General features: G+C 55.9%; 22 protein-coding genes. 11 read left to right on the forward strand and 11 right to left on the reverse strand.

Annotated elements, in window-relative coordinates; translation table 11 throughout:
- Positions 1-2: 2 nt before the first annotated feature.
- From ACJAXR_RS09715 to ACJAXR_RS09740, 6 genes are all read left to right on the forward strand, one after another.
- Positions 3-998 (forward strand): ligase-associated DNA damage response exonuclease, encoded by a 996-nt coding sequence (locus tag ACJAXR_RS09715; protein WP_415058059.1) that lies wholly within the window; start codon positions 3-5, stop codon positions 996-998.
- Positions 998-2,593 (forward strand): ATP-dependent DNA ligase, encoded by a 1,596-nt coding sequence (locus ACJAXR_RS09720; protein ID WP_415058060.1) that lies wholly within the window; start codon positions 998-1,000, stop codon positions 2,591-2,593. The genes ACJAXR_RS09715 and ACJAXR_RS09720 overlap by 1 nt, the downstream gene beginning before the upstream one ends.
- Complete coding sequence (locus ACJAXR_RS09725; protein WP_415058061.1) at positions 2,583-5,057, forward strand: ligase-associated DNA damage response DEXH box helicase; 2,475 nt, start codon at positions 2,583-2,585, stop codon at positions 5,055-5,057. Before ACJAXR_RS09720 ends, ACJAXR_RS09725 begins: the two co-directional genes overlap by 11 nt.
- Positions 5,054-5,701, forward strand: a complete 648-nt coding sequence (gene pdeM, locus ACJAXR_RS09730; protein ID WP_415058062.1) for a ligase-associated DNA damage response endonuclease PdeM — start codon at positions 5,054-5,056, stop codon at positions 5,699-5,701. Before ACJAXR_RS09725 ends, pdeM begins: the two co-directional genes overlap by 4 nt.
- Positions 5,702-5,799: 98 nt before the next feature.
- Positions 5,800-7,014: a putative DNA modification/repair radical SAM protein gene (locus ACJAXR_RS09735; protein ID WP_415058063.1), complete on the forward strand. Its 1,215-nt coding sequence runs from the start codon at positions 5,800-5,802 to the stop codon at positions 7,012-7,014.
- Between the two features lie 9 nt (positions 7,015-7,023).
- The gene (locus ACJAXR_RS09740; RefSeq protein ID WP_415058064.1) at positions 7,024-7,896 is read left to right on the forward strand and encodes a TIGR03915 family putative DNA repair protein; all 873 of its coding nucleotides are present in this window, start codon (positions 7,024-7,026) and stop codon (positions 7,894-7,896) included.
- 4 nt (positions 7,897-7,900) lie between these two features.
- Here ACJAXR_RS09740 and ACJAXR_RS09745 read toward each other — a convergent pair whose 3' ends face one another.
- The 5 genes from ACJAXR_RS09745 to ACJAXR_RS09765 all read right to left on the reverse strand — a co-directional run bounded on the left by ACJAXR_RS09745 (position 7,901) and on the right by ACJAXR_RS09765 (position 11,840).
- The gene (locus ACJAXR_RS09745; protein ID WP_415058065.1) at positions 7,901-8,527 is read right to left on the reverse strand and encodes an SCO family protein; all 627 of its coding nucleotides are present in this window, start codon (positions 8,525-8,527) and stop codon (positions 7,901-7,903) included.
- Positions 8,524-9,429 (reverse strand): heme o synthase, encoded by a 906-nt coding sequence (gene cyoE / locus ACJAXR_RS09750; RefSeq protein ID WP_415058066.1) that lies wholly within the window; start codon positions 9,427-9,429, stop codon positions 8,524-8,526. Before cyoE ends, ACJAXR_RS09745 begins: the two co-directional genes overlap by 4 nt.
- A 74-nt stretch (positions 9,430-9,503) precedes the next feature.
- Positions 9,504-10,544, reverse strand: coding sequence for a COX15/CtaA family protein (locus tag ACJAXR_RS09755; RefSeq protein ID WP_415058217.1), 1,041 nt, complete (start codon positions 10,542-10,544; stop codon positions 9,504-9,506).
- A 5-nt stretch (positions 10,545-10,549) separates the two neighbouring features.
- Positions 10,550-11,152: a hypothetical protein gene (locus tag ACJAXR_RS09760; RefSeq protein ID WP_415058067.1), complete on the reverse strand. Its 603-nt coding sequence runs from the start codon at positions 11,150-11,152 to the stop codon at positions 10,550-10,552.
- A complete protein-coding gene (locus ACJAXR_RS09765; protein WP_415058068.1) occupies positions 11,145-11,840 on the reverse strand; it encodes an SURF1 family protein in 696 nt (231 codons plus the stop codon). Before ACJAXR_RS09765 ends, ACJAXR_RS09760 begins: the two co-directional genes overlap by 8 nt.
- Before the next feature lie 112 nt (positions 11,841-11,952).
- Between ACJAXR_RS09765 and ACJAXR_RS09770 the strand changes: the two genes are divergently transcribed.
- Entirely contained in the window at positions 11,953-12,165 is a 213-nt protein-coding gene (locus tag ACJAXR_RS09770) for a DUF2909 domain-containing protein (RefSeq protein ID WP_415058069.1), read from the forward strand.
- 46 nt (positions 12,166-12,211) lie between these two features.
- Here ACJAXR_RS09770 and ACJAXR_RS09775 read toward each other — a convergent pair whose 3' ends face one another.
- The 4 genes from ACJAXR_RS09775 to coxB are packed head-to-tail and all read right to left on the reverse strand — an operon-like array spanning position 12,212 to position 16,426.
- Positions 12,212-13,102, reverse strand: a complete 891-nt coding sequence (locus ACJAXR_RS09775; protein WP_415058070.1) for a cytochrome c oxidase subunit 3 — start codon at positions 13,100-13,102, stop codon at positions 12,212-12,214.
- A 29-nt stretch (positions 13,103-13,131) separates the two neighbouring features.
- Positions 13,132-13,695: a cytochrome c oxidase assembly protein gene (locus ACJAXR_RS09780; RefSeq protein ID WP_415058071.1), complete on the reverse strand. Its 564-nt coding sequence runs from the start codon at positions 13,693-13,695 to the stop codon at positions 13,132-13,134.
- A 13-nt stretch (positions 13,696-13,708) separates the two neighbouring features.
- Positions 13,709-15,292, reverse strand: coding sequence for a cytochrome c oxidase subunit I (gene ctaD, locus ACJAXR_RS09785; protein WP_415058072.1), 1,584 nt, complete (start codon positions 15,290-15,292; stop codon positions 13,709-13,711).
- 9 nt (positions 15,293-15,301) lie between these two features.
- Positions 15,302-16,426: a cytochrome c oxidase subunit II gene (gene coxB / locus ACJAXR_RS09790; protein WP_415058073.1), complete on the reverse strand. Its 1,125-nt coding sequence runs from the start codon at positions 16,424-16,426 to the stop codon at positions 15,302-15,304.
- A gap of 430 nt (positions 16,427-16,856) precedes the next feature.
- Here coxB and ACJAXR_RS09795 point away from each other — a divergent pair, with 430 nt between their 5' ends.
- The gene (locus tag ACJAXR_RS09795) at positions 16,857-17,504 is read left to right on the forward strand and encodes a hypothetical protein (RefSeq protein ID WP_415058074.1); all 648 of its coding nucleotides are present in this window, start codon (positions 16,857-16,859) and stop codon (positions 17,502-17,504) included.
- A gap of 3 nt (positions 17,505-17,507) precedes the next feature.
- On the opposite strand, the gene ACJAXR_RS09800 is transcribed toward ACJAXR_RS09795, so the two are convergent.
- A complete protein-coding gene (locus ACJAXR_RS09800; RefSeq protein ID WP_415058075.1) occupies positions 17,508-17,774 on the reverse strand; it encodes a YheV family putative zinc ribbon protein in 267 nt (88 codons plus the stop codon).
- A complete protein-coding gene (prlC, locus tag ACJAXR_RS09805) occupies positions 17,771-19,813 on the reverse strand; it encodes an oligopeptidase A (protein ID WP_415058076.1) in 2,043 nt (680 codons plus the stop codon). Before prlC ends, ACJAXR_RS09800 begins: the two co-directional genes overlap by 4 nt.
- Positions 19,814-19,940: 127 nt before the next feature.
- Between prlC and ACJAXR_RS09810 the strand changes: the two genes are divergently transcribed.
- From ACJAXR_RS09810 to ACJAXR_RS09820, 3 genes are all read left to right on the forward strand, one after another.
- A complete protein-coding gene (locus ACJAXR_RS09810; RefSeq protein ID WP_415058077.1) occupies positions 19,941-20,483 on the forward strand; it encodes a gamma carbonic anhydrase family protein in 543 nt (180 codons plus the stop codon).
- A gap of 71 nt (positions 20,484-20,554) precedes the next feature.
- Positions 20,555-21,619: a GGDEF domain-containing protein gene (locus ACJAXR_RS09815; protein ID WP_415058078.1), complete on the forward strand. Its 1,065-nt coding sequence runs from the start codon at positions 20,555-20,557 to the stop codon at positions 21,617-21,619.
- Positions 21,620-21,778: 159 nt separating this feature from the next.
- Positions 21,779-22,801 carry an NADP-dependent oxidoreductase gene (locus tag ACJAXR_RS09820; protein ID WP_415058079.1) on the forward strand — a complete coding sequence of 341 codons (1,023 nt, stop codon included), beginning with the start codon at positions 21,779-21,781 and terminating at the stop codon, positions 22,799-22,801.
- Positions 22,802-22,821: the final 20 nt, after the last annotated feature.

The following is a 22,821-nucleotide window of genomic DNA, read 5'->3' on the forward strand; positions in this document are numbered from 1 at the left end:
GTATGCATGATCCTCTAGTGATTCCCACTGAACACGGGCTGTATTGTCCTGCCGGTAATTTTCATATCGACCCCTGGCGCCCAGTGACCACAGCCGTGATCACCCATGCCCACGCTGACCATGCTCGATCCGGACATCAGCTTTATTACGCCCAGCGCCAGAGCGTACCGATCCTTCGCCACAGACTGGGCGAACATCCGTTCATCGGTCTTGAATATGGTGAACAGCATCGTTTTGGCCCGATCACCCTGAGTCTGCATTCAGCCGGTCATGTGCTGGGCTCGGCGCAGGTGCGAGTAGCCCATGACGATGGTCGGGTATGGGTCGTCAGCGGTGATTACAAGCGCGATGCTGATCCTACCTGTGCTCCTTTCGAAGTCGTGCCCTGCGATACTCTGATTACCGAAGCGACCTTTGCCCTACCCTGCTACCGCTGGCCCCCGGTCCACGTGGTGGGTCAGCAGATATGGGATTGGTGGTCCGACAACCCGGATCGGCCGTGCATCCTGTTTACCTATGCCTTTGGCAAGGCGCAGCGGGTATTAGCTGCGCTGGCCCAACACACCGATCGTACTGTTTATCTGCACGGCGCAATGGTGGCACTGACCGAGTTATATCGTGAGGCTGATGTAGCAATGTTACCGACCCAGCCGGTATCCAGCCTGCCGCGGGATGAAACCTTCAACGGTCAGTTGATTCTGGCCCCGCCGTCGGCGGCTGGATCGCCCTGGATGCGGCGTTTCAAAAATGCCAGTACCGGTTTTGCTTCAGGCTGGATGCGCATTCGGGGCAACCGCCGTCGGCGTGGATACGATCAAGGTTTTGAGCTCAGTGATCATGCCGACTGGCCGGCTCTGCTTGATACCATCCGCGATTGTGGCGCGAGCACGGTGCTGACCACCCACGGTCGCAGCGATGATCTGGTGCGCTATCTGCGCGAACATGAGGGCATCGATGCCCGCGCACTGACCACCTTATACGGCGATGAGGACGACTGATGCAGGCTTTTGCCGATTTGTATGCCGAACTCGACGGCACTACCCGGACTCAGGTCAAGCTGGACGCTTTAATGGCCTATTTTCGCACCGCGCCGCCAGCCGATGCGGCATGGGCGGTTTACATACTGTCTGGTCGGCGAATGAAACGTCTGATTGGTCCGCGCAAATTACGTGAGTGGCTGGTTGAGGTAACCGGGTTGCCGGACTGGCTAGTGGAGGAAAGCTATCAGCATGTGGGTGATCTGGCCGAAACCATCAGCTTGTTAATGGAAGATGGTAGCCAGCGCGAAACCGTCGAAGGGGCGCTGGCTAGCTGGATCGAGCAGACCATTGTGGGTCTGCGCAAGTTGGAAGAGCCTGAACAGAAAACCCATGTGCTTGCACACTGGCGCAGTCTGCCGCGCCGGGCCTGCTTTCTCTACAACAAACTACTCACCGGCAGTTTACGCGTTGGCGTATCCCGCGGGCTGGTTGAGCGCGCGCTGGCGGCTCTGGGTGATCTGCCCCGGGCATTAGTTGCCCGGCGTTTAATTGGTGATTACGAGCCCACGGCAGCTTTCTTTACCGCTTTATTCGACCAAGAGCATCGAGAAGAACGCGAAGGTCAGCCCTACCCATTTTTTCTGGCTTCGCCGCTCGAGAATGAGCCGCAAATGCTCGGAGATGTGCAGGACTGGCTTGCGGAATGGAAGTGGGATGGTATTCGTGCGCAATTGATCGCCCGACCCGGTGGTACTTGGCTCTGGTCGCGCGGCGAGGAGCCGATGAACGGGCGTTTTCCGGAGGTGGAGACAGCAGCAGTGAACTTGCCGGAGGTGGTGCTCGATGGCGAAATTCTTGGCTGGGATACTGCGGTACTCCCCTTCTCGCAAATGCAGCGGCGTATCCAGCGCAAAACCCTTGGCGAGAAACTGCTGCGTGAGGTGCCGGTGATCTTTCTTGCGTACGACATACTGGAATATCAGCAGCAGGACTGGCGAGAGCGACCGCTGCGCGAGCGCCGCGCTCTGTTGGAAACGCTACTGGCAGACAGTGGACAGACAGCTATCCGCATCAGCCCCAGGATCAGCGCGGCTCACTGGAGCGCACTGGCTATTGAGCGCGAAAGCAGCAGAGAGCGCATGGTTGAGGGGCTTATGCTTAAGCGAATGGACAGCCCCTATCGCAGCGGCCGAACTCGGGGTGACTGGTGGAAATGGAAAATTGAGCCACTGACCATTGATGCTGTCCTGCTCTACGCCCAGCCCGGACACGGCCGCCGGGCCAATTTATATACTGATTACACCCTGGCAGTGCGCGATGGCGACGCCTATGTACCCATCGCCAAGGCCTATTCAGGTCTGACGGATAAGGAAATTCAAAAGCTTGATCACTGGATACGCCGCAATACTGTAGAAAAGTTTGGTCCGGTGCGCTCGCTTAAACCTGAGCATGTGCTGGAAATTGCTTTCGAGGGTATTCAGTCCTCGCCGCGACATAAGTCTGGTATTGCTCTGCGCTTTCCACGCATCGCGCGTTGGCGCCAAGATAAACCGGTGGCCGAAGCCGATACGCTGGAGCAGGTAAAAGACCTGTTGCGTCTCTATGGCGCCTAAGGCTACGCCAGATGGGCTTGCTGCGGTCGAGGCCTGGTTTGCTGAACAGGGCTGGACCCCCGCGCCATTTCAGCGTGAGGCCTGGCATGCATTTCGTAGCGGTCGCAGCGGGCTTATTCACGCATCAACTGGCTCGGGTAAGACCCTGGCAGCATGGTTGGGTCTGGTGTCTGATGCGCTGGAAAAACCGATTCGCAGCGGCGGCCTGCGCGTTCTCTGGATTACGCCACTCAGAGCACTTGCCAACGACACCGCCGGGCACTTGCAGCGGGCCGTTGATGCCTTGGGCCTGGACTGGAAGGTCGAAACCCGTACCGGTGACACCTCTGCCAGTGTGCGCGCACGGCAGCGACGCAAACTACCGGAGACTTTGGTGACCACACCGGAAAGCCTCTCGGTTCTGCTTTCCTATCGCAATGCCGAGGAGAGCTTTAAACATCTGGATGCGGTAATAGTCGATGAGTGGCACGAGCTACTGGGGAATAAGCGTGGCGTGCAGTTACAGTTGTGCCTGGCCTGGCTGCGTGGCCGGCATCCGCAGTTGGCGGTCTGGGGGCTGTCGGCGACGCTCGGCAATCTGGACGAAGCTATGGCGGTGCTGCTCGGTGAGGGCGCTGAACCGGGTGTGCAGATCGCCGGCGCCCAGAGTAAGCCGCTTAGCATTCGCGGGCTATGCCCGGTCAGTGTCGAGCGTTTTCCCTGGGCCGGCCATTTGGGGCTGTCGCAGCTTGATGGTGTGCTGGATTATCTGGGTGAAGGCAAGACCTCATTGTTATTCACTAATACTCGATCCCAGGCTGAGCTCTGGTTTGAAGCTATTATTAAGGGGCGTCTTGAGTGGGTGACCGAGCTCGGTCTGCATCACGGCTCGATTGACCGCGCAGTACGGCGGCGTATCGAGAACGGTTTGCGTCAGGGTGATTTCCGCTGCGTGGTCTGCACCTCGAGTCTGGATCTGGGTGTGGACTTCTCGCCGGTGGACCGGGTAGTGCAGATCGGCAGCCCCAAGGGGGTAGCGCGGCTGATGCAACGAGCCGGTCGTTCGGGTCATCAGCCGGGTGCCGCCAGTGAAATTCTATGTGTGCCCAGTCACGCGCTGGAGTTGGTAGAGATTGCCGCTGTGCGCCGGGCCTGGAAAGCAGGACAAGTTGAGGCGCGTCGGCCACTGCGACTGAGCCTGGATGTACTGGTACAGCATTTGGTGACGTTGGCGGCGGGCCCGGGTTTCAGCGCTGAATCGATGTTCGCGGAGCTGCGAAGGACTCATGCGTTCGCCGATCTGGACGAAAAGGTTTTCACCTGGTGCTTGATGTTCATCACTCAGGGTGGGCCTGTGCTTGAGCATTATCCGCAATTCCAACGGGTGGTGATGTGTGATGGCCGTTATACGGTCGAAGACACGGGTATAGCTCGTCGTCATCGGCTGGCGATCGGTACTATCACCAGTGATGCGCAAATCCAGGTGCGTTTTATGAAGGGCGGCAGCCTGGGCAGTATTGAGGAAACCTTTATCGCTCGGCTCAAGCCGGGCGATGTGTTTCTATTCTCCGGCCGCGCACTGGAGTTGGTCAAGGTGCGGGACCTGGTTGCCTACGTACGTCTGGCGAAAACCCGGAGGCATAGTGTGCCGCGCTGGTATGGCGGACGCCTGCCTCTATCCAGCGAATTGGCCGACAGCGTCCTCGATATTTTTGAAGAGGTACAGGCCGGGCAGTACACCGACGCGGAGGTACAAGCTATTGCCCCGGTGCTGGAATTGCAAAAGCAACAATCGGCTTTACCCAGCCGCTCGCGACTACTGGTCGAGCGCTGTAGCTCGCGCGAGGGCGAGCATCTGTTCGTTTACCCGTTCGCTGGGCGGTTGGCCCACGAAGGTCTGGCGGCGGTACTGGCCTGGCGACTGGGGCAATGGGTTCCAGCTACTTTCTCGTTGTCGGTTAACGATTACGGCCTTGAGTTGCTTACCTCGGCGAAGCTGCCTGAGCTTTCAGAGGCAGACTGGCACTCACTGCTCAGCCCTGAGCACTTGCTGGATCATGTGCTTGCGTCACTGAATGCAGGCGAACTGGCGCGTCGTCAGTTTCGCGATATTGCCCGAGTCAGCGGTCTGGTATTTCAGGGCTTTCCCGGTAGCGGCAAGAGCGACCGACAATTGCAGGCATCCAGTGGCCTACTCTATGACACCTTGTTGCGCTACGATCCTAACCATCTGTTGCTCGCGCAGGCCAGCCGAGAAGTGCTTGAAGATCAACTGGATATTCAGCGGTTGAAGCGGGTACTGGATCGAGCCTCTGGCCAGGAAAAGATACTGATATCAATCGAACGCTTTTCGCCATTGGCATTTCCGCTTTGGGTCGAGCGTCAGCGTAATCGAATCAGTACGGAAGGCTGGCGCGAGAGGGTCCAGCGTATGATAGTCAGCCTGGAAAAAAATGCCGCGCGACAACCGAGAAAGCGCTTGTGAGTCGCACTTTGAATTGGCAATTAGCGGACGCCGACGTAGTACTGCATGGCGACCGGGCCTTGTTTTATCCGGCGGAGTCCTCGCTTCTGGTTGCTGATACCCATTTTGGTAAGGCTGCTTTGATGCGACGCCGCGGCTTGGCTGTGCCCAGCGGTCAGAGCCGCGATGACCTGCAGCGTTTGAGTGCATTGCTGCAGGTTTTTTCGCCACGAAGGCTTATTGTCCTGGGTGATTTTTTTCACCACCGGCCCGTGCCTGGTGAGCCGTTTCTGGATATATTTCCCGAATGGATGGCGCAGCATCGAGCGGTGTCGGTTGAAGCTGTCGTGGGCAATCACGACAGGCACGCGGCCGGAGTAGATGTCGGATTACTGTGGCACGATCATCTGGATCTGGGACCCTTTCGTCTGCGCCACGAGCCCGAGGCGGTGCCAGGGCGCCACGTGCTAGCAGGACACCTGCACCCGGTATTGACGTTGCAGGTGGCGGCCGATCGGTTACGCGCGCCGGTATTCTGGTTCCGCGAGCAGGTCAGTGTTCTACCCTCCTTTGGGGCGCTCACCGGAGGCTGGGATTTGCCGCGCACGTTTGCAGGAAAAACGGTACTGGTGGTCGAAGGCGAGCTGTTTCCGGGCCCGGATTAACGCATCCGCTCTTTTGTTATGTAATGCCCTGCGCAGGTCGGTTGAGCAAATACTCGACAAAGCTTATGCTGTATTTATATACAGCATAAAGGTGTGACATGGAGCTGATTGAAAAACTCACGATTCTGGCCGATGCAGCCAAGTACGATGCGTCCTGTGCCAGTAGCGGAGCGCCCAAGCGCAGCTCTCGTGGAAAGGACGGTATCGGTGCGTCAAATGGTATGGGGATTTGTCACAGCTATACTCCGGATGGCCGCTGCGTATCATTGTTGAAAATCCTGCTGACTAATTTTTGCCTGTATGACTGCCAATACTGTGTAAATCGTCGCTCCAGCGATGTGCCGCGGGCGCGCTTCATGCCTGAAGAGGTGGTCAAGCTGGTGCTGGATTTCTACCAGCGCAATTACGTCAGCGGTTTGTTCCTCAGCTCGGGGATTATCCAGTCACCGGATTACACCATGGAGCAGTTGATCCGTGTAGCCAGGCTATTACGCGAGGACCATCAGTTTCGTGGCTACATTCATCTCAAGACGATCCCCGAGGCTGATCCGGCTCTGATTGAGGAGGCCGGACGTTATGCTGATCGGCTCAGTGTCAATATTGAGCTACCCAGTCCAGACAGCTTGATCCGCCTGGCGCCAGAAAAGCAGATGGGTAGTATTACCGGGGCGATGGCGACAATAGACAATGCCTCCAACGAGTCGCGTGCAGACAAACGCGCACCTAAATTTGCGCCGGGTGGGCAGAGCACACAGATGATCGTCGGCGCCGATGCCAGTGACGATAGTCGTATATTGCATATGGCTGAATCGCTGTATGGCGACTACCGCCTACGCAGGGTCTACTATTCGGCGTTTAGCCCAATTCCCAACAGCCCTTCATCGGTGCCTTGCCAGGCGCCACCTTTGCTGCGCGAGCATCGGTTGTATCAGGCTGACTTCTTGCTACGTAGCTACGGCTTCAAGGCGAGTGAGCTGATCGGTGTGCAGGGTAATCTGCCTTTGGATATCGACCCCAAATTAGCCTGGGCGCTGGTCAATCGGTCGTTGTTTCCGGTTGATCTTAACGTGGCCGAGCCCGCCATGATTGCGAGAGTGCCAGGCATTGGATTGCGCTCTGCGCAACGTATTGTCAGTCTGCGGCGGCTTAAGCGCATACGTTTTGAAGATCTACTGCGCATGCGATGCGTGATGGACAAGGCGCGACTTTTTATCGTTACCAGTGATTATCGTCCGCGTCAGGATACAACCGAATCCAGCCAACTACGCCGACAATTGAGCGATCAGCCCGCACAGATGGCCCTATGGGCCTGAGGTAGCAATATGCTTGTGTTGTGCTGTGAGGATAACTTTGAGCGCTGGCGAGATCAGGCCAGGACTCTACTGGTTCAGGGCGTAGCGCCCCATGCCGTGGTCTGGGAAGATGAAGATAATCGCCAGTTGTTTGCTGCTGAGCCACTACCTGCCTATGGCGACGGTATAAAAACCCTGCGGGTACCTGCCCAATTGCTGACGAAGCTAGAAAATGCGGCACGTTACCGCACGCCGGGGCGCTGGAATGTGCTTTATCGGATTCTCTGGCGGGTAGTCAAAGGTGAGCGTGAGGCTATGCTGGCCGGTGATCCGGACGGTAGTGAACTGCATCGACGCATCAAATCGGTCAGTCGAGAGGCGCATCATCTGCATGCGTTTCTGCGTTTTCATCCCCTGCCAGCTGGAGCCGATCTGGACTATGTTGCCTGGCATGAACCGGCACATGACATTCTCGCCAGTGCCAGCATGCATTTTGCTGAGCGCCTTGGACGTCAGCGCTGGTTGATTGCCACCCCCCGCGACGGGGTCTGGTATGACGGCCAGCAATTGCACTATCGCCAACCCTGCCCGCCAGGTTGGCTGGCACAGGCCGAAGCGGTACGAGGCAAGGATGATGCGCTATGGGAGACCTACTATGCCAGCATCTTCAATCCAGCACGTCTCAATCCCAGGGTGATGCAGGGTCACATGCCGCTGCGTTTCTGGAAGGGGCTGACTGAGGGTAAATTGATCCCGGTATTACTCAGCAAGGCGCGGGCAGGTGCGCAGAAAAATGGCCAGGCCGACGGCGTAGCGGCAAAAAAAGGTAAGGTTATTCGACTGGCCGGTGATGAGGCCGTTATCGGTGAGCCCGTAAAAGCCCCCATAGGGGGCGACATATGATTGCTCAGGGATTCATGATTCGTGGCAACCATAGGCTCAGTTCTGCGGCCTTGAATGGTGGGCGTATAAAGCCAACGTACTGGCCTTCAGCGTTGATCATAACTACCTGGCCGCTGTGATCGACCAGATAGTTTTCTTCACTGGTATCCGGCGGTATATAAGCGATCGAGAGCGCTTGGGCTAGTTTAGCCAGCTCTGCCGGCTCGCCGGTGACACCCTTGAATTCGGCATTGAAATACCCTAGATACTCGGCCAATTGCTTAGGTGTGTCTCGCTCTGGATCAACACTGACCATGGTCACCTGCAGCGTGTCCTGAGCCACCTTTGGCAATGCCTGAACAACTGCACGCAGATCGGCCATGGTGGTGGGGCAGATGTCAGGACAGAAGGTGTAGCCAAAAAACAACAGATCCCATTGTCCAATCAGATCCTGTTGAGTCCAAGCTGCTTCGGTCGATGATTGCAGGGCCACTTGCGGCAGACTGCGCGGATTATCGAATAGAAAGATGCCGGCATTAGATAGCACATCGCGATCCAGTGGCACCTGCCGATTGACCTTGGCCACCACTGCGCCTAGTACCAGAGCAATAACTGCAACTGTAATCAGTACGGTCTTTTGCACGCCACTCATAGCCATCCTGCGACTCCAACATAATGATCTACCAGCAGCGCAACGAACAACCAAAGCAAATACCAGAGTGAGAATTTGAATGTCTTGATCGCCGCATGTGGCCGACTGTCGCGCCACAATGCCCAGGCCCAGTCGATGAAGCGCACACCCAGCACCAGTGCAGCGGCGAGGTATATCGGACCGCTCATGTGAATGACAAATGGCAACATGCTGACGGCCAGCAGGATGAAGGTGTAGAGCAGAATATGCAGTTTGGTGTACCGCTCGCCGTGTGTTACCGGCAACATGGGAATATCAACCTTGGCATATTCGGCTTTACGATGGATCGCCAGAGCCCAGAAATGCGGCGGGGTCCAGGCAAAGATAATCAACACCAGGAGCAGTCCTTCGGCATCGATTTGACCCGTCACTGCGGTCCATCCCAAAAGCGGTGGTGCGGCGCCAGCGAGGCCGCCAATCACGATATTCTGGGGTGTGGCTCGCTTGAGGAACAAGGTATAAATGACTGCGTATCCGAGTAGCGAGCCCAGGGTGAGCCAGGCAGTGACCGGATTAATCCAGGTCAGCAGAATGGCCATGCCACCGACGCCCAGTATCAGCGCGAAGACCATGGCACTGATTGGGTTAAGGCGTCCCTGTGCCATCGGACGACGCTGTGTGCGCGCCATATGTATGTCGATTCGGCGGTCTACCAGATGATTGACCGTGGCCGCCGAACCAGCGCAGAGCGCTATACCCAGATTACCCAGTACCAGGATGGTCCATGGCACCATGCCCTCGGTCGCCAGCAGCATGCCGATGGCTGATGTGATAATCATCAGCGCCACTACCTTTGGTTTTGTCAGTTCCAGGTAGTCTCGCCATAGAGCGCCTGCGGGGGCCGTATCGGTCAAGGTCGTCATAAAAGCTTCCCCAGAACGCCTCGGCGTTCGTCATTGTTTGAATTATTGGTTTGGTCGTCAGTATGCGCCAGGGTTCAACGGCTTGCCAGCGTGCCGGCCGAACTGTCAGTACTGAAATAAACGTCCCTGGGCGGTGCGCGCAAGCGGTAGTTGATGGCAACCATAACCAGTAATAGCACCGCGCCTACGGCGTTATGAGCGACAGCGACGATTAACGGAAGATGCAGTAGCACATTACTTATGCCCAAACTGATCTGTACTGCCAGCACGGCTACCAGCAGGCTTGCCAGCCCGCCAAGTCGTACCTGTGTCAACCGCCAGGCTAGCAATAGCAAGACGATGCTGGTTACCAGAGCTCCGATACGATGGGTTAAATGGATTGCCGTGCGGCCTTCGCCTTCGAGTATGCCACCAAGGTAATTTGGACCTATTTCGTGGAACAGATGAAATCCTGCCGCAAAATCCATCTCGGGCCACCATACGCCGTGGCAGGTTGGCAGATCCACGCAGGCGAGTGCTGCATAATTGGTACTGGTCCAGCCCCCGAGCGTGATCTGTCCGATCACGACCACCAACGCGAAACGGGCAAAATAGCGCACACGCACGATCGATTTGCGTGGTGATACCGCGTTGTACCGCCCTGACAGACGCAGCGAAAGCAGTAGTAAGAGACTCAGGGTAGCGAAGCCACCCAGCAGATGGCCCGTTACAATCTGCGGCCATAATTTTAAGGTTACTGTCCACATGCCAAAGGCCGCCTGACAGATGACTAGCAGTAGCAAACCGAAGCTCAAGCCAACAGCATATCCCGGAAGTCGCCGGTGACGAAGACTGTTAAGCGCCAGACCGAGGATAAGTAAACCCAAGGCGCCAGCGACATAGCGATGAATCATTTCTGCCCAGGCCTTGAATACTTCCACAGGCTCGTTGGGAAAGCGTGTCTCGGCAAGCTGGATTGCATCCGCCGATTGAGGTACGCCGAGAAAACCATAGCAACCGGGCCAATCAGGACAGCCTAGCCCGGCATGTACCAGCCGGGTATAAGCGCCAAGAATGACAACAACGAAGCCTAGGGCCAGTGCGCACAGGGCCAAAACGTAACCAGGTTTACGCATGCTCATTAGCCTACCTTGGAAACTTTCAATAAGTGTTTAAGGTCATCCAGCAATTGTTTGCCGGGCTCGTCTACAGCTTGATGCAATATTACTCTACCAAGGGGGTCTATGAGCCATAGCTGCGCGCCTTCGCGCCATTCCGGAGGGTGGGATGTTAGACTGCGGCGATAGGCATCCGGGTCAAGTCCGGTCTGCTGCATCCGCGGATATTCTCGCTCCAGGCGCTCGCGCAGCGCATCTGGCACCGGCTCACCCAACGCAACCAGATGTTCAACGCGGCCAGCTTCACGCCCCAGTGCGACGTTAATCTGTCGGGCCTCGTTAAGCAGTTTTAGACATGTTTGGCCGCATTCTCCAGCGGCTGTCACCACCAGTCTCCAAGGGGAGCCATAGCCTACGGGTTCGATCGCCAGTTGCCAGTCATCAATTACAATTGCCGGCTCGATCAGGTCCGAACGATTAGTCTGGCTATCGGGAATACCCACGCCCAGTTTGGCCATAAGGCCTGCGAGGAATATGGGTCCCAGTACGACGGCGAAGATGGCCAGCAGCTTGAGCTGACCGTGAGGTTTTCGCTCTGGCGCAGGTGATTGTTCCCTGTCATGCATTCGTTTCGTTCTCCGGGGATTCGGGCCGAAAACCGGCCCAGACAAAGAGTGCCAGCAGGGCCAGTGCCAATGCAAACCATTGCACCGCATAAGCAACATGCTTGCTGGAAGTCATGGGTAGCGCCGGCCAGTCTAGCGTCAGCGCCGCGTCACTGCCGGTTCGCAGGCGCGCCATCCAGGGCAGCAGGGATTGGCTGCTGGCCGCGTTCATTGCTTTTAGGTCCACGCTGGTAATCAGCTTGGGCCAGGTGGATTGAACGTTGGTATCACCGAGGGTGAAGCCCGCCTCGGCCTTTGGCAGTGCCTCGGCGTCCAACCGCTGGATCCCCTCGGGAGTAACGACTCGCGGGGTTTCACGGCGGTCAGGCCAGGCAAGCCAGCCTCGATTGACCACAAGTTCAAGGTCAGAGTCGATGTCTTTGAACCGCTGCAGGACTTCCAGACCAGCCTGGCCGTTGCGGGTGCGATTATCCAGTAGCCAGATGTGCTCGGGATCAAACACCCCTTGGATCTGAAGCGGCATCCATGCGCGATCGTCCGCATTTTGGAGGGTTTGGACTGATACGGCCAGGGCGCTGCGACTTGCGTCCATCTGCGCCTGCATCTGACGTTTTTCTTCGCCACGATCGAGCTGCCAGAAGCCAAGAGCGATTAGCGCAGGTAAAAAGAATGCAACAAATGCAGTCATGGCCCAGCCGGGTGCAAATCGCGTTGTGGTGGAGGAGATATCAGACATGGCAACCTTGAAGAACTGCAGGGTTTATAATGGTAAAACCCTTCACATTCATGGATCTTCTATTATGTGGTTAAAACTGGTCATCGTGGCCTTGCTGCTGGCTATTCTCGTCAGTCTGTTCGGCGGATTGTTCTTTCTGGTCAAGGATACGGGGGCAGAGCGGCGTCTGATAACGGCATTGAGCGTGCGTATTTCGCTCACCGTCGCGCTGATGCTGCTGATTGCCTACGGATTCTGGTCAGGGCAATTCGTCTGGAACACGCCGTGGCTTCACTAACCACGCTGCTATGAATTGTGGCCCGGAGTCCGGGCCACAATTGCGGTCAGAAAATGTAGACGAAAATAAACAGACCCACCCAGACCACATCGACAAAGTGCCAATACCAGCTGGCTGCTTCAAAGCCGAAATGCTGCTCCGGTGTGAAGTGACCTTTGAAAATACGAACCAACATGACCGACAGAATAACGGTACCCATGAATACGTGGGCGCCGTGAAAGCCGGTAAGCATGAAGAAGGTCGATCCGTAGATGCCGGAATCCAGGGTAAGGCCCAGATCGTTATAAGCATGGAAGTACTCTGCAATTTGCAGCCCCAGGAAGACCAGGGCGAGTGCCACGGTCAGTCCTAGCCATGCTTTCAGCGCGGTGCGTTTGTTTGCCCGCAACGCATGGTGAGCAAAGGTCACGGTCACGCTTGAGGTGATCAGAATGATGGTATTGATCAGCGGCAACTGCCAGGGACTGATGATTTCCTTCGGTCCCGGGAATAGGCTTGGATCAGGGTTGGCCATCAATGGCCAGACATATTCGAAGTTTGGCCAGAGCATATTGGCGACGCCCTTGTCTCCGTCGCCGCCTAGCCAGGGGCCAGCAAAGGTGCGAGTGTAGAACAGCGCGCCAAAAAACGCAGCGAAGAACATGACTTCGGAAAATATGAACCAACCCATGCCCATGCGAAAGGAACGGTCCATTTGCGCGCTGTACAAGCCTTCGTGACTTTCCTTGATGACATTGCCAAACCAGCCAAACATCATCCAGGTAAGTATAAGCAGGCCGGCGATCATTATCAGCTGACCGCTTTCCCCGTTATTGATCATCAAGGTGCCGGCACCGTATACCGATGCCAGCAGACCAATCGACCCCACTATCGGCCATTTGCTCTGCGCCGGTACGTAATAAGCTTCGTGCGTTTCGTGTGCTTCGTGACTCGCCATCTCTTGTTCTCCTTATCAGGCAGTCAAATTCAGTTGCTGTGCACCGCCGCCACGTCGGGACCGGCCATGCGTTCAGTGATATCGAATAATGTGTAGGACAGGGTCAGACGATGTACGTCCTGCGGCAACTCCGGGTCAACAATAAAGCGTACTGGCATTTCCACAGTCTCACCTGCCTGCAACGTCTGCTGGGTAAAGCAGAAGCATTCGGTTTTGTGGAAGTAAGCAGCAGCTTTGGATGGGGACACGCTTGGAACGGCTTGAGCCACCATCTCTTTATTGGTCGGATTGTGCGCAGTAAAGAGCATTTCACGTGTTTCACCGGGATGCAGCACGATTTCACTGCCCTGTGGACCGAACGACCAGACCATGCCCTGAGCATTGGTTGACAGGAACTGCACGCGTATTGAGCGGGCCTCATCCACTGTCTGGCCATTGTCTTCATAGGCTGTTTTATTGGTTTTACCGTTAATGCCGAAGGCGTCGCACATCACGTCATAGATCGGCACCAAGAGGAAGCCGAAACCGAACATCCCGACCACCAACAACAGTAGGCGGCTGACCAGACGCTTTGTGCTCATTCCTTCACGCATTACAGGCATCCTCCTACTTCACTTCCGGTGGTGTGCTGAAGGTGTGATATGGCGCAGGCGATGCCACTGTCCACTCTAGACCCTCAGCACCATCCCATGGTTTGGCGGCCGCTTTAGGTCCGCCCTTGATGCACTTGATCACGATGAAAAGGAACAACAACTGAGTCGCCCCGAACATGAATGCGCCGATAGACGACACCATGTTGAAGTTGGCAAACATCATGTTGTAGTCCGGAATTCGGCGCGGCATTCCTGCCAGACCAATGAAGTGCATTGGGAAGAACGCTAGGTTCATACCGATAAAGGACATCCAGAAATGCGTCTTGCCCAGGACTTCGTCATACATGTGGCCGGTCCATTTGGGCAGCCAGTAGTAGGCAGAAGCAAAGATGCCGAATATCGCGCCTGGTACCAGTACGTAATGGAAGTGGGCTACGACGAAATAGGTGTCGTGATACTGGAAATCAGCAGGTGCAATCGCCAGCATCAAGCCCGAGAAGCCGCCAATGGTGAACAGAATCACGAAGGCGATGGCAAACAGCATGGGCGTCTCGAAGGTCAGTGATCCACGGAACATGGTACTGACCCAGTTGAACACCTTGACGCCCGTAGGCACAGCGATCAAAAGGGTGGCATACATGAAGAACAGTTCGCCGGTTAGCGGTATGCCGACGGTGAACATGTGGTGAGCCCAGACAACGAACGACAGAAACGCGATTGCGGCGGTGGCGTATACCATCGATGTATAACCGAACAGAGGCTTACGCGCGAAGGCCGGAATAATCTGGCTGACCGCGCCGAAAGCCGGCAGGATCATGATGTACACTTCGGGGTGTCCAAAGAACCAGAAAATATGCTGGAACATCACTGGGTCACCGCCACCTGCAGCGCTGAAGAAACTGGTGCCGAAGTTGATGTCCATCAGCATCATGGTCACCACGCCCGCTAGTACCGGCATGACGGCAATCAGCAGGAAGGCAGTAATCAGCCAGGTCCAGACGAACAGTGGCATCTTCATCAGCGTCATGCCCGGCGCGCGCAAGTTGATGATGGTCGCGATAATGTTGATCGCGCCCATGATCGAACTAATGCCGGCAAGGTGGATAGCAAAGATGAAGTAGGTCACGCTCGGGGGCGCATAGGTAGTGGATAGAGGGGCGTAGAATGTCCAGCCGAAGTTGGGACCGCCGCCTTCCATAAAGAGTGTGGAAACCAGCAGACTAAATGCAGCGGGCAACAGCCAGAAGCTGAAGTTGTTCATGCGCGGCAAGGCCATGTCCGGAGCCCCGATCATCATCGGGATCATCCAGTTGGCCAAGCCTACGAACGCCGGCATTACTGCGCCAAATACCATGATCAGGCCATGCATTGTGGTCATCTGGTTGAAAAACTCAGGCACAACCAACTGCAGGCCGGGTTGGAAGAGTTCAGCGCGAATTACCATCGCCATGGTTCCGCCTAGTAGGAACATGGCAAAGCTGAACCACAGGTACATCGTACCGATGTCCTTGTGGTTGGTGGTCAGTACCCAACGCATCGGGCCCTTGGCCGGACCATGCGCATGGTCGGCGTGATGATGATTGATCACTGCACTCATGATGGTCTCCTATTGGCCGTCTTTGAAGTTGAGAATATCCAGCGGACTGACGATTTCGCCAGTGTCATTACCCCACGCATTACGCTCGTAGGTGATAACCGCTGCAATATCGACTTCAGACAGCTGGCCGCCGAACGCAGCCATTGATGTACCGGGTTTGCCGTTGACTACGATATCGATGTGAGCAGGAATATCGTTAAGTGCAATATTGCTGCCCTTGAGTGCAGGGAAGGCAGGCGGCATGCCGCTTCCGTCTGGCTGGTGACATGCTGCGCAGTTGGTTAAGTAAACGCGCTCGCCACGCTCCATGAGCTCGGCCAGTGACCAATCCTTGTCGCGTAGTTCGGATTCGGCTGCTGCAGCTGCTTTTTTATCGGCCAGCCAGGTGTCGTAGTCTTCCTGTGTTCTGGCGTCGACAACGATGGGCATGAAGCCGTGATCGCGACCGCATAGTTCGGTGCACTGACCGCGATAGATGCCGGGCTCGTCGATACGGGTCCAAGCTTCGTTGACGAAACCCGGAATGGCATCTTTCTTGACTGCCAGAGCAGGGACCCACCAAGAGTGAATTACGTCTGCTGAAGTGATCAGGAAGCGGATCTTCTTGCCGATGGGGACCACCATAGGCTCGTCTACTTCCAGCAGGTAGTTTTCACCCTTTTCAGCCTCGTTGTTGATCTGCTCGCGTGGAGTAGTGAGGTTGCTGAGGAAGCTGACATCTTCGCCAAGATATTTATACTGCCAGCGCCACTGGTAGCCGGTGACCATGATGTCGACGTCGGATTCTTCCGTGTCGTATATATCGATCAGGGTTTTCGTCGCGGGCACTGCCATGCCGATGAGAATCAGCAATGGAATCACGGTCCAGAGGACCTCCACCGAGATATTCTCGTGAAATGTCGCGGGTACTGCACCCCGGGACTTGCGGTGCATGAACATCGACCAGAACATCACGCCAAAGACGATGACGCCGATAACGACACAGATCCAGAAGATCAGCATGTGGAGGTCGAATACCGACCGACTGATGTCGGTCACGCCCTGGCGCATATTGAATGCCCATCCGGCGCTTACTGTGCCACTGAGAGTCAGCAATAGCAGACCACCCAGCCAGGCGCTTGCATGTCGCAACATTCCCGGTTCCCCTTATTTTTTTTATCATTTCTGGAGTGGGGGGAAGGGTATTTATGTCGTCTTCAGGACTTGATAAACACGGATGTCGCGCTTTTATTGTCCCCGCCATAAGGCAGGAACGAAACAAGGCGGCTGGCCCCCCAAATAACTGCCAGACTGGTCGAGTATAGACCTGACAGGTCTTAAGGCAATCCCCTATCTATCTATTTTTTGTTGTTTGTCAATATTATGTACGTGAGTTTGTGTTACCGCTACGCGTTATTCAGGCCTCTGTAGCAAGGTGAACCCGTGGATCGCCAATTTGGTCTAATGCCTCGAAATCGAGCCACTTTGACGATATCAATAAGCTCTGCTAGGTTGACTGCGACATTCTGATACATTCCTACAGCCGCCTTGCAGCCGCCTCGCAGCTGCGTTACCGGAGTCATCGATGAATATTGTCGCATTGCGCGAGCGCATCACTCTGGCTGAACAGCATGAGATGACCGAATCCACCTTGTGCTCCTGGCTTGAGGAGCGCCTGCCGACTCTGCATCCGGCCATTGCAGCGGCCTGTGAGCATGACATCAACAAGCTGATGGGTTTTGTGCGGGGTTATATTTGCCAGGTGCCAGATGTTCTGGAGGCGGCTCAGGCAGTGGCGATTCAGGCGCAAATAGGCCCGCAGTTGCTGCCGGTGCTGAAGATGGCTGAAACCTTCTTCGTGCAACCGCCAGATCTGCCGTCGGATCATTGCGGACTCCTGTCTTTGCTGGACGAGGCCTATCTTGCGCATCGTCTGCTCGAAGAGGTTAATGACCGCTATCTGAGCCATGGTGGTGGTCAGTTGGTGCCGTTGGATACCACCCGCGCCAGTTTGATTGCCCACCACCTGCTGGAAGACTCTTTCGCCAACAAGCTTGATGCAATGGTGCAGGTCACGGTTGATGGCTTGGTGCCCGATAGCATTTTCCAAGGGCCGAATTTCAGTGAGTACAAGCAGCGCATGCATGTCGAAGGTCAGCGCTCGCTCTGGGAGGAGTGGCCTTGTATGTCGCAACAGCTTGGCATCGAAATCAAGCTGCGCGACAGTCTCTGAGGTCTACTGCTTCTTTTTCAGTTTCGGATTAGGGAAAAACTGCACTGTCTGGGACTTTTTCTCCGGGGCTGGTTTGGCCTTGTTGACCCGTGTGGGGACTTCGCGCGGAACTGCATTACCGCGCTCGTCCAGTGTATCGGCATAGCCGCAACTAACGCACTCGCGCGCGGGTCTGCCGTCCTCGTCGAATGTCCGAATGGTATCCATTGCGGTGCAGGCAGGGCAAACGGCGCCGGCGATAAATCGCTTGATAACAGTCTCTTCGCTCATGCTGCTTCTCCAGTCAGGCCGCTGTGTCGCAGGAGCGCATCGATACTTGGCTCACGGCCGCGAAACGCGACAAATAGCTCCATTGGCTCGCGGCTACCGCCCTTGGCGAGTATGTTGTCGCGGAAGGCTCTGCCGGTATCGGTATTGAGTACGCCTTCATCCTCAAATCGCGAGAAGGCATCGGCCGAAAGTACCTCAGCCCATTTGTAGCTGTAATAACCTGCGGCATAACCGCCCGCAAAAATATGGCCGAAGCTATTCTGGAATCGATTGAATGCCGGTGGACGAAACACTGCCACTTCATCGCGTACAGTATCGAGGGCCTGCTGCACGGTCAGACTTGGATCCTCGCGGCGGTGCAGCAAAAAGTCAAAGAGCGAGAACTCGATTTGACGCAGCATGCCCAGTCCCGACTGAAAGTTGCGTGCGGCAAGCATCTTTGCCAGCAGGTCTTGCGGAAGTGAAGCGCCGGTCTCGAAGTGGCCGGAAATCAGTGCCAACCCCTCGGGCTCCCAGCACCAGTTCTCCATGAACTGACTCGGTAGCTCTACCGCATCCCAGGCTACTCCGTTTATACCGGATGCGGCGGGGTAGTCGACCTGTGTCAGCAAGTGATGCAAACCGTGCCCGAACTCATGAAATAAGGTAGTGACCTCGTCATGGGTCAGTAACGCGGGCTTGCCGCCCACGGCCGGGGTGAAATTGCAGACGAGATAGGCAATTGGCCGCTGCAGCTGGCCTCCGGGGAGTTGTCGACGGTCACGGCAACCGTCCATCCAGGCCCCACCTCTCTTCTGGCTGCGTGCGTATAAATCGAGGAAGAACTGGCCAGTGACCTCGCCGTTCTCGATAACCTCGAACAGCCGTGCATCCGGATGCCAGCGATCAAACTCCTGAGTTTCGCGCAGTTGTATGCCGTAGAGCTTCTCGACCACGCCGAACATGCCTTGCAGGACCCGATCGATCGGAAAGTAGGGTTTGAGCTCTTCCTGCGAAATCGAGTAGTGATGCTGCCGCAGCTGTTCGCTGTAGTAACCCATGTCCCAGCTTTGCAGGTCCGCACAGCCATTGCCCGCGGCGAATACCCTAAGTGCCTCTAGGTCCTGCTCGGCAAAGGGTTTGCTGCGCTGGCCCAGATCACGCAGAAAACTGACCACTTGGTCAGTGCTGTCAGCCATCTTGGTTACCAGTGACAGCTCTGCATAGTTGGCGTAGCCGAGCAGTTCTGCCAACTCTTGGCGCAGGCTAAGAATCTCGTCGATCAGCGGCGCATTGTCGTTTTCGCCAGCAAGGGGTCCCTGGTCGGAGGCCCGGGTACTGTAAGCGGTATAGACCTCTTCGCGCAGTGCGCGGTCGTGTGCATAGGTCATCACGGCAAAGTAGTTGGGAAACTCCAGATTGACCACCCAACCTTCCAGTTCTTGTGCTTCTGCGGCTTGACGCGTTTGAGCCATGGCAGACTCGGGTAGTCCGTCAAGGATGCTTGAATCGTTTATATGACGGCTCCAGGCATGGGTTGCGTCCATCACTTGATTGGAGAAGCGGCTCTGCAGGTCGGATAAACGCAGTTTCAGATCGCCATAGCGTTTTTGCTGGGCCTGGGGCAAGGCAATGCCGGACAGGCGGAAGTCACGCAGGGCGTGCTCGATAATGGTTTTTTGAGTCTGGTCCAGCATGGCAAATTCTGTGTTATCAGCCAGTTGTTGGTAGGCTTCAAAAAGTTTCTGATTCTGGCCCATTTCGGTACTGAACTCGCTCAACAGCGGTAAACAACTGTTATAGGCCTCTCGCAGCTCTGGGGTATTCATGACGCCATTAAGATGACCGACAGGTGACCAGGCGCGCGACAAGTTTTCGCCCATATCATCCAGAGGCTCAATCAGGGTGGCCCAGGTCCATTTTTCCGGAGCATGATCGAGCAGGTGTGCTAGTTGCGTCCGGCTGTCTGCCAGCACCTGCTCAATGGCAGGCTTCACATGCTCAGCACGGATGCTGCTGAAGGGCGGCAGGTCATAGGGTTGCAGCAGAGGGTTGGACATTATGTTGGGTATCCTGTTGGGTGCATTCTGGGCCAATGTTCAGCATGATATGAAACACCCTGCGCTTTCGCACGGCTACTCATTTTTATTAATGGTATCAAGAGCTTTCCCCAATGGAGAACAAACCATGCAGATTCGTGCTTTCCGTGGCAAGGAACCGATTTTCGGCCAGGCTGTATTTCTTGATCCTACGGCGGTAGTGATTGGCGACGTCGAGTTGGGCGACGACTGTTCGGTGTGGCCAAGCACGGTCATTCGCGGCGACATGCATCGTATTCGCATAGGTGCCCGCACCAGCGTGCAGGATGGCAGTGTGCTGCACATTACCCATGCCGGGCCGTTTAATCCCGATGGTTATCCTTTACAGGTCGGCGATGATGTGACCGTCGGTCACAAGGTTTTGTTGCATGGTTGTACGATTGGCAGCCGGGTATTGATCGGCATGGGCAGTATCGTGATGGATGGCGCGGTTATCGAGGATGAGGTCATCCTGGGGGCGGGCAGTCTGGTGCCGGCCAGGCAGACACTTGAAACGGGTTTTCTTTATATGGGCAGCCCTGCTCGACAGATACGCCCTTTGACCGAGAAGGAGTTGGGTTTTTTTACTTACACTGCGGGCAATTATGTTCGACTGAAAGATGAGCATATTGCTGCTCTCAGCACCGACTGATGTTGATGTGATGGATGTCCTGCGCTGCTACACTCAGTGGGTATTCAGCAACAGGGATGTCAAATAAAGAGATGCGAAGTTTGAACGACCGCAACCGTGCCGAGGGGCAGTCTTCGGGAAACAGTGGTCTGGCTAATGCCGATCAGCGCTCTCTTCTGCGCCTGATTTTTCTAACCACAGGGATTGCCCTAGGCTTCTTTTGCGTCTTGCAGGCTCTCGAGGGCCGATACCTACTGGCAACTTTCGAATTAGGGGCCACTGCGTTGCTTCTCTGGGCGTCCGCACGGATTACAGCCGCGCGCAACGTGACCTTGTGGATCTATGTCTTTCTCTTGCCATTGTTCTGCTTCCTGATCTACATATTGAGCATGCCAGGCGCATCGGTTACTGCTTTTGTCTGGGTCTATCTGGTGCCAATGTTGTCCTATTTGCTACTGGGCCGTAAGGCTGGATTCGTCCTTGCCGCGCCGTTCATCACGGTGGCGACCGGGTCTTACCTGTTGCGCTCTGGCATTCCGCAAGGGCCCTCTGGGTGGATTGATCTGGGTAATGCTGTACTGTGCGGTTTGCTGGTGATTGTCTTCATGCATTTGTATGAGGTACGTCGGGCAGGGGCTCAACGTGCTTTGCAGGACATGGCGGAAACCGATGCGCTGACCGGGGTGGCTAATCGTGGGTATTTCCAGTCCTCTCTGGAACGCAGTGTTAAGGCAGCCAATCGCTCCCAGTCGCCTTTTGTGCTGGTAATACTGGATGTGGACCTGTTCAAGGAAGTGAATGATCGATGGGGGCATGACGCGGGCGATGCCGCGTTACAGCATATCTGTCGCTGTCTGCTGGGGCGTTTGCGGGAGACGGATGTGATTGGCAGATTGGGTGGCGAGGAATTCGGTATCCTGCTTGCCAATACCGATAGAGATGCTGCGATGCCATTGGTAGAGGACTTGCGAGAATCTATAGCAAGTACCTGTCTGAGCCACGAACACATCAACATCGCTTTGTCGGCCACCTTCGGTCTTGCCCAGTGGCCAATTGATGGTGAAAGCCCATCGATGCTGTATCGCAGCGCGGACCGCAGGCTGTATCAAGGCAAAGCCCGAGGGCGTAACCAGCTAGTCAGCCGGGATGAGGCTTGAGCAAACGCGTTGCAAAACAGCTTCGCGCTGCCAATTGTCTTGGAATCAGCCCGGTGAATAGTACCGCCGCAATCGTGACATCCGCCCGCGCTGGTCTATCATCCCTGGGTCAGGGGCTTTTCAGCCCCCTTTTTTGTTTCCGTCAATTCGAGGTTTTTCATGTCTGACAACGCTAATCGCAAAGTAGTGCTTAACAAACGGCCGCAAGGTGAAATCGCGAATGACGACCTGGTCATTCGCGAAGAGCCTGTGCGCGACCTGAAAGACGGGGAAGTGTTGCTCAAGACATTGTGGCTGTCACTGGACCCCTACATGCGTCCGCGCATGAACGATAGCAAGGGTTACATGGACCCGATCGAGATAGGTGCGACCATTGTGGGCGAGAGTGTTGGTCGCGTGGTTGAATCCAAGTCCCCCAAATATAGCGTCGGCGACGTGGTTACCAGCTACTCTGGCTGGCAGGAGTATTCGATCATTTCCGGTGATGCGCCAATGGTCTACAAGATTAAGGATCAGGGCGTACCACTGCAGGCATATCTTGGCGTCGCGGGCATGCCTGGACGTACCGGTTACTGCGGTTTGACCCACGTGGGTAAGCCCAAAGCAGGCGAAACCGTAGTGGTCGCCGCTGCATCCGGCCCTGTTGGTACCGTGGTCGGCCAGACCGCCAAGCAGATGGGTTGCCGGGTAGTGGGTGTGGCCGGCGGCGAGAAAAAGTGCCGTTATGTTGTCGAAGAGCTGGGCTTTGATGCCTGCATTGACTACAAGGGCGGCAATCTGGAAGCCGATCTGAAAGCGGCCTGCCCGGATGGTATCGATGTGTACTTCGAAAACGTTGGCGGTGCTGTTACTCGCGCTGTAGCCAAACTGCTCAACAGCGGTTCGCGGGTGCCGATCTGTGGTTTTGTGTCTGCCTACAACGCTGAAGATGCCAGCAAGGTCGAGACGCCTTTCCACGTATTTGGCGCGATGGAAGAGCCGCCAGAGCACCGTTTTTTCCTGGTGACCGAATGGCAAGACCAGCATCAGGAAGTCACTGCCCATCTAGCTGAACAGATTGCCTCCGGTAAGCTCAAGTACAGCGAGACGGTCGCCGAAGGTCTGGACAACGCCGTTGAAGCATTCAAGGGCATGCTGAACGGCAAGAACTTTGGTAAGCAGCTGGTGCGCATCGCTGACTGATTGGCGGTATTGCTCCTCGG

Source organism: Halopseudomonas sp. (assembly GCF_047631575.1).
GTDB lineage: Bacteria > Pseudomonadota > Gammaproteobacteria > Pseudomonadales > Pseudomonadaceae > Halopseudomonas.

Coding starts and splice junctions, on each gene's coding strand:
- ACJAXR_RS09715 (WP_415058059.1), top strand. CDS start 3: ATGCATGATCCTCTAGTGATTCCCACTGAACACGGGCTGTATTGTCCT.
- ACJAXR_RS09720 (WP_415058060.1), top strand. CDS start 998: ATGCAGGCTTTTGCCGATTTGTATGCCGAACTCGACGGCACTACCCGG.
- ACJAXR_RS09725 (WP_415058061.1), top strand. CDS start 2,583: ATGGCGCCTAAGGCTACGCCAGATGGGCTTGCTGCGGTCGAGGCCTGG.
- ACJAXR_RS09735 (WP_415058063.1), top strand. CDS start 5,800: ATGGAGCTGATTGAAAAACTCACGATTCTGGCCGATGCAGCCAAGTAC.
- ACJAXR_RS09740 (WP_415058064.1), top strand. CDS start 7,024: ATGCTTGTGTTGTGCTGTGAGGATAACTTTGAGCGCTGGCGAGATCAG.
- ACJAXR_RS09745 (WP_415058065.1), bottom strand. CDS start 8,527: ATGAGTGGCGTGCAAAAGACCGTACTGATTACAGTTGCAGTTATTGCT.
- cyoE (WP_415058066.1), bottom strand. CDS start 9,429: ATGACGACCTTGACCGATACGGCCCCCGCAGGCGCTCTATGGCGAGAC.
- ACJAXR_RS09755 (WP_415058217.1), bottom strand. CDS start 10,544: ATGCGTAAACCTGGTTACGTTTTGGCCCTGTGCGCACTGGCCCTAGGC.
- ACJAXR_RS09760 (WP_415058067.1), bottom strand. CDS start 11,152: ATGCATGACAGGGAACAATCACCTGCGCCAGAGCGAAAACCTCACGGT.
- ACJAXR_RS09765 (WP_415058068.1), bottom strand. CDS start 11,840: ATGACTGCATTTGTTGCATTCTTTTTACCTGCGCTAATCGCTCTTGGC.
- ACJAXR_RS09770 (WP_415058069.1), top strand. CDS start 11,953: ATGTGGTTAAAACTGGTCATCGTGGCCTTGCTGCTGGCTATTCTCGTC.
- ACJAXR_RS09775 (WP_415058070.1), bottom strand. CDS start 13,102: ATGGCGAGTCACGAAGCACACGAAACGCACGAAGCTTATTACGTACCG.
- ACJAXR_RS09780 (WP_415058071.1), bottom strand. CDS start 13,695: ATGCGTGAAGGAATGAGCACAAAGCGTCTGGTCAGCCGCCTACTGTTG.
- ctaD (WP_415058072.1), bottom strand. CDS start 15,292: ATGAGTGCAGTGATCAATCATCATCACGCCGACCATGCGCATGGTCCG.
- coxB (WP_415058073.1), bottom strand. CDS start 16,426: ATGTTGCGACATGCAAGCGCCTGGCTGGGTGGTCTGCTATTGCTGACT.
- ACJAXR_RS09795 (WP_415058074.1), top strand. CDS start 16,857: ATGAATATTGTCGCATTGCGCGAGCGCATCACTCTGGCTGAACAGCAT.
- ACJAXR_RS09800 (WP_415058075.1), bottom strand. CDS start 17,774: ATGAGCGAAGAGACTGTTATCAAGCGATTTATCGCCGGCGCCGTTTGC.
- prlC (WP_415058076.1), bottom strand. CDS start 19,813: ATGTCCAACCCTCTGCTGCAACCCTATGACCTGCCGCCCTTCAGCAGC.
- ACJAXR_RS09810 (WP_415058077.1), top strand. CDS start 19,941: ATGCAGATTCGTGCTTTCCGTGGCAAGGAACCGATTTTCGGCCAGGCT.
- ACJAXR_RS09815 (WP_415058078.1), top strand. CDS start 20,555: ATGCGAAGTTTGAACGACCGCAACCGTGCCGAGGGGCAGTCTTCGGGA.
- ACJAXR_RS09820 (WP_415058079.1), top strand. CDS start 21,779: ATGTCTGACAACGCTAATCGCAAAGTAGTGCTTAACAAACGGCCGCAA.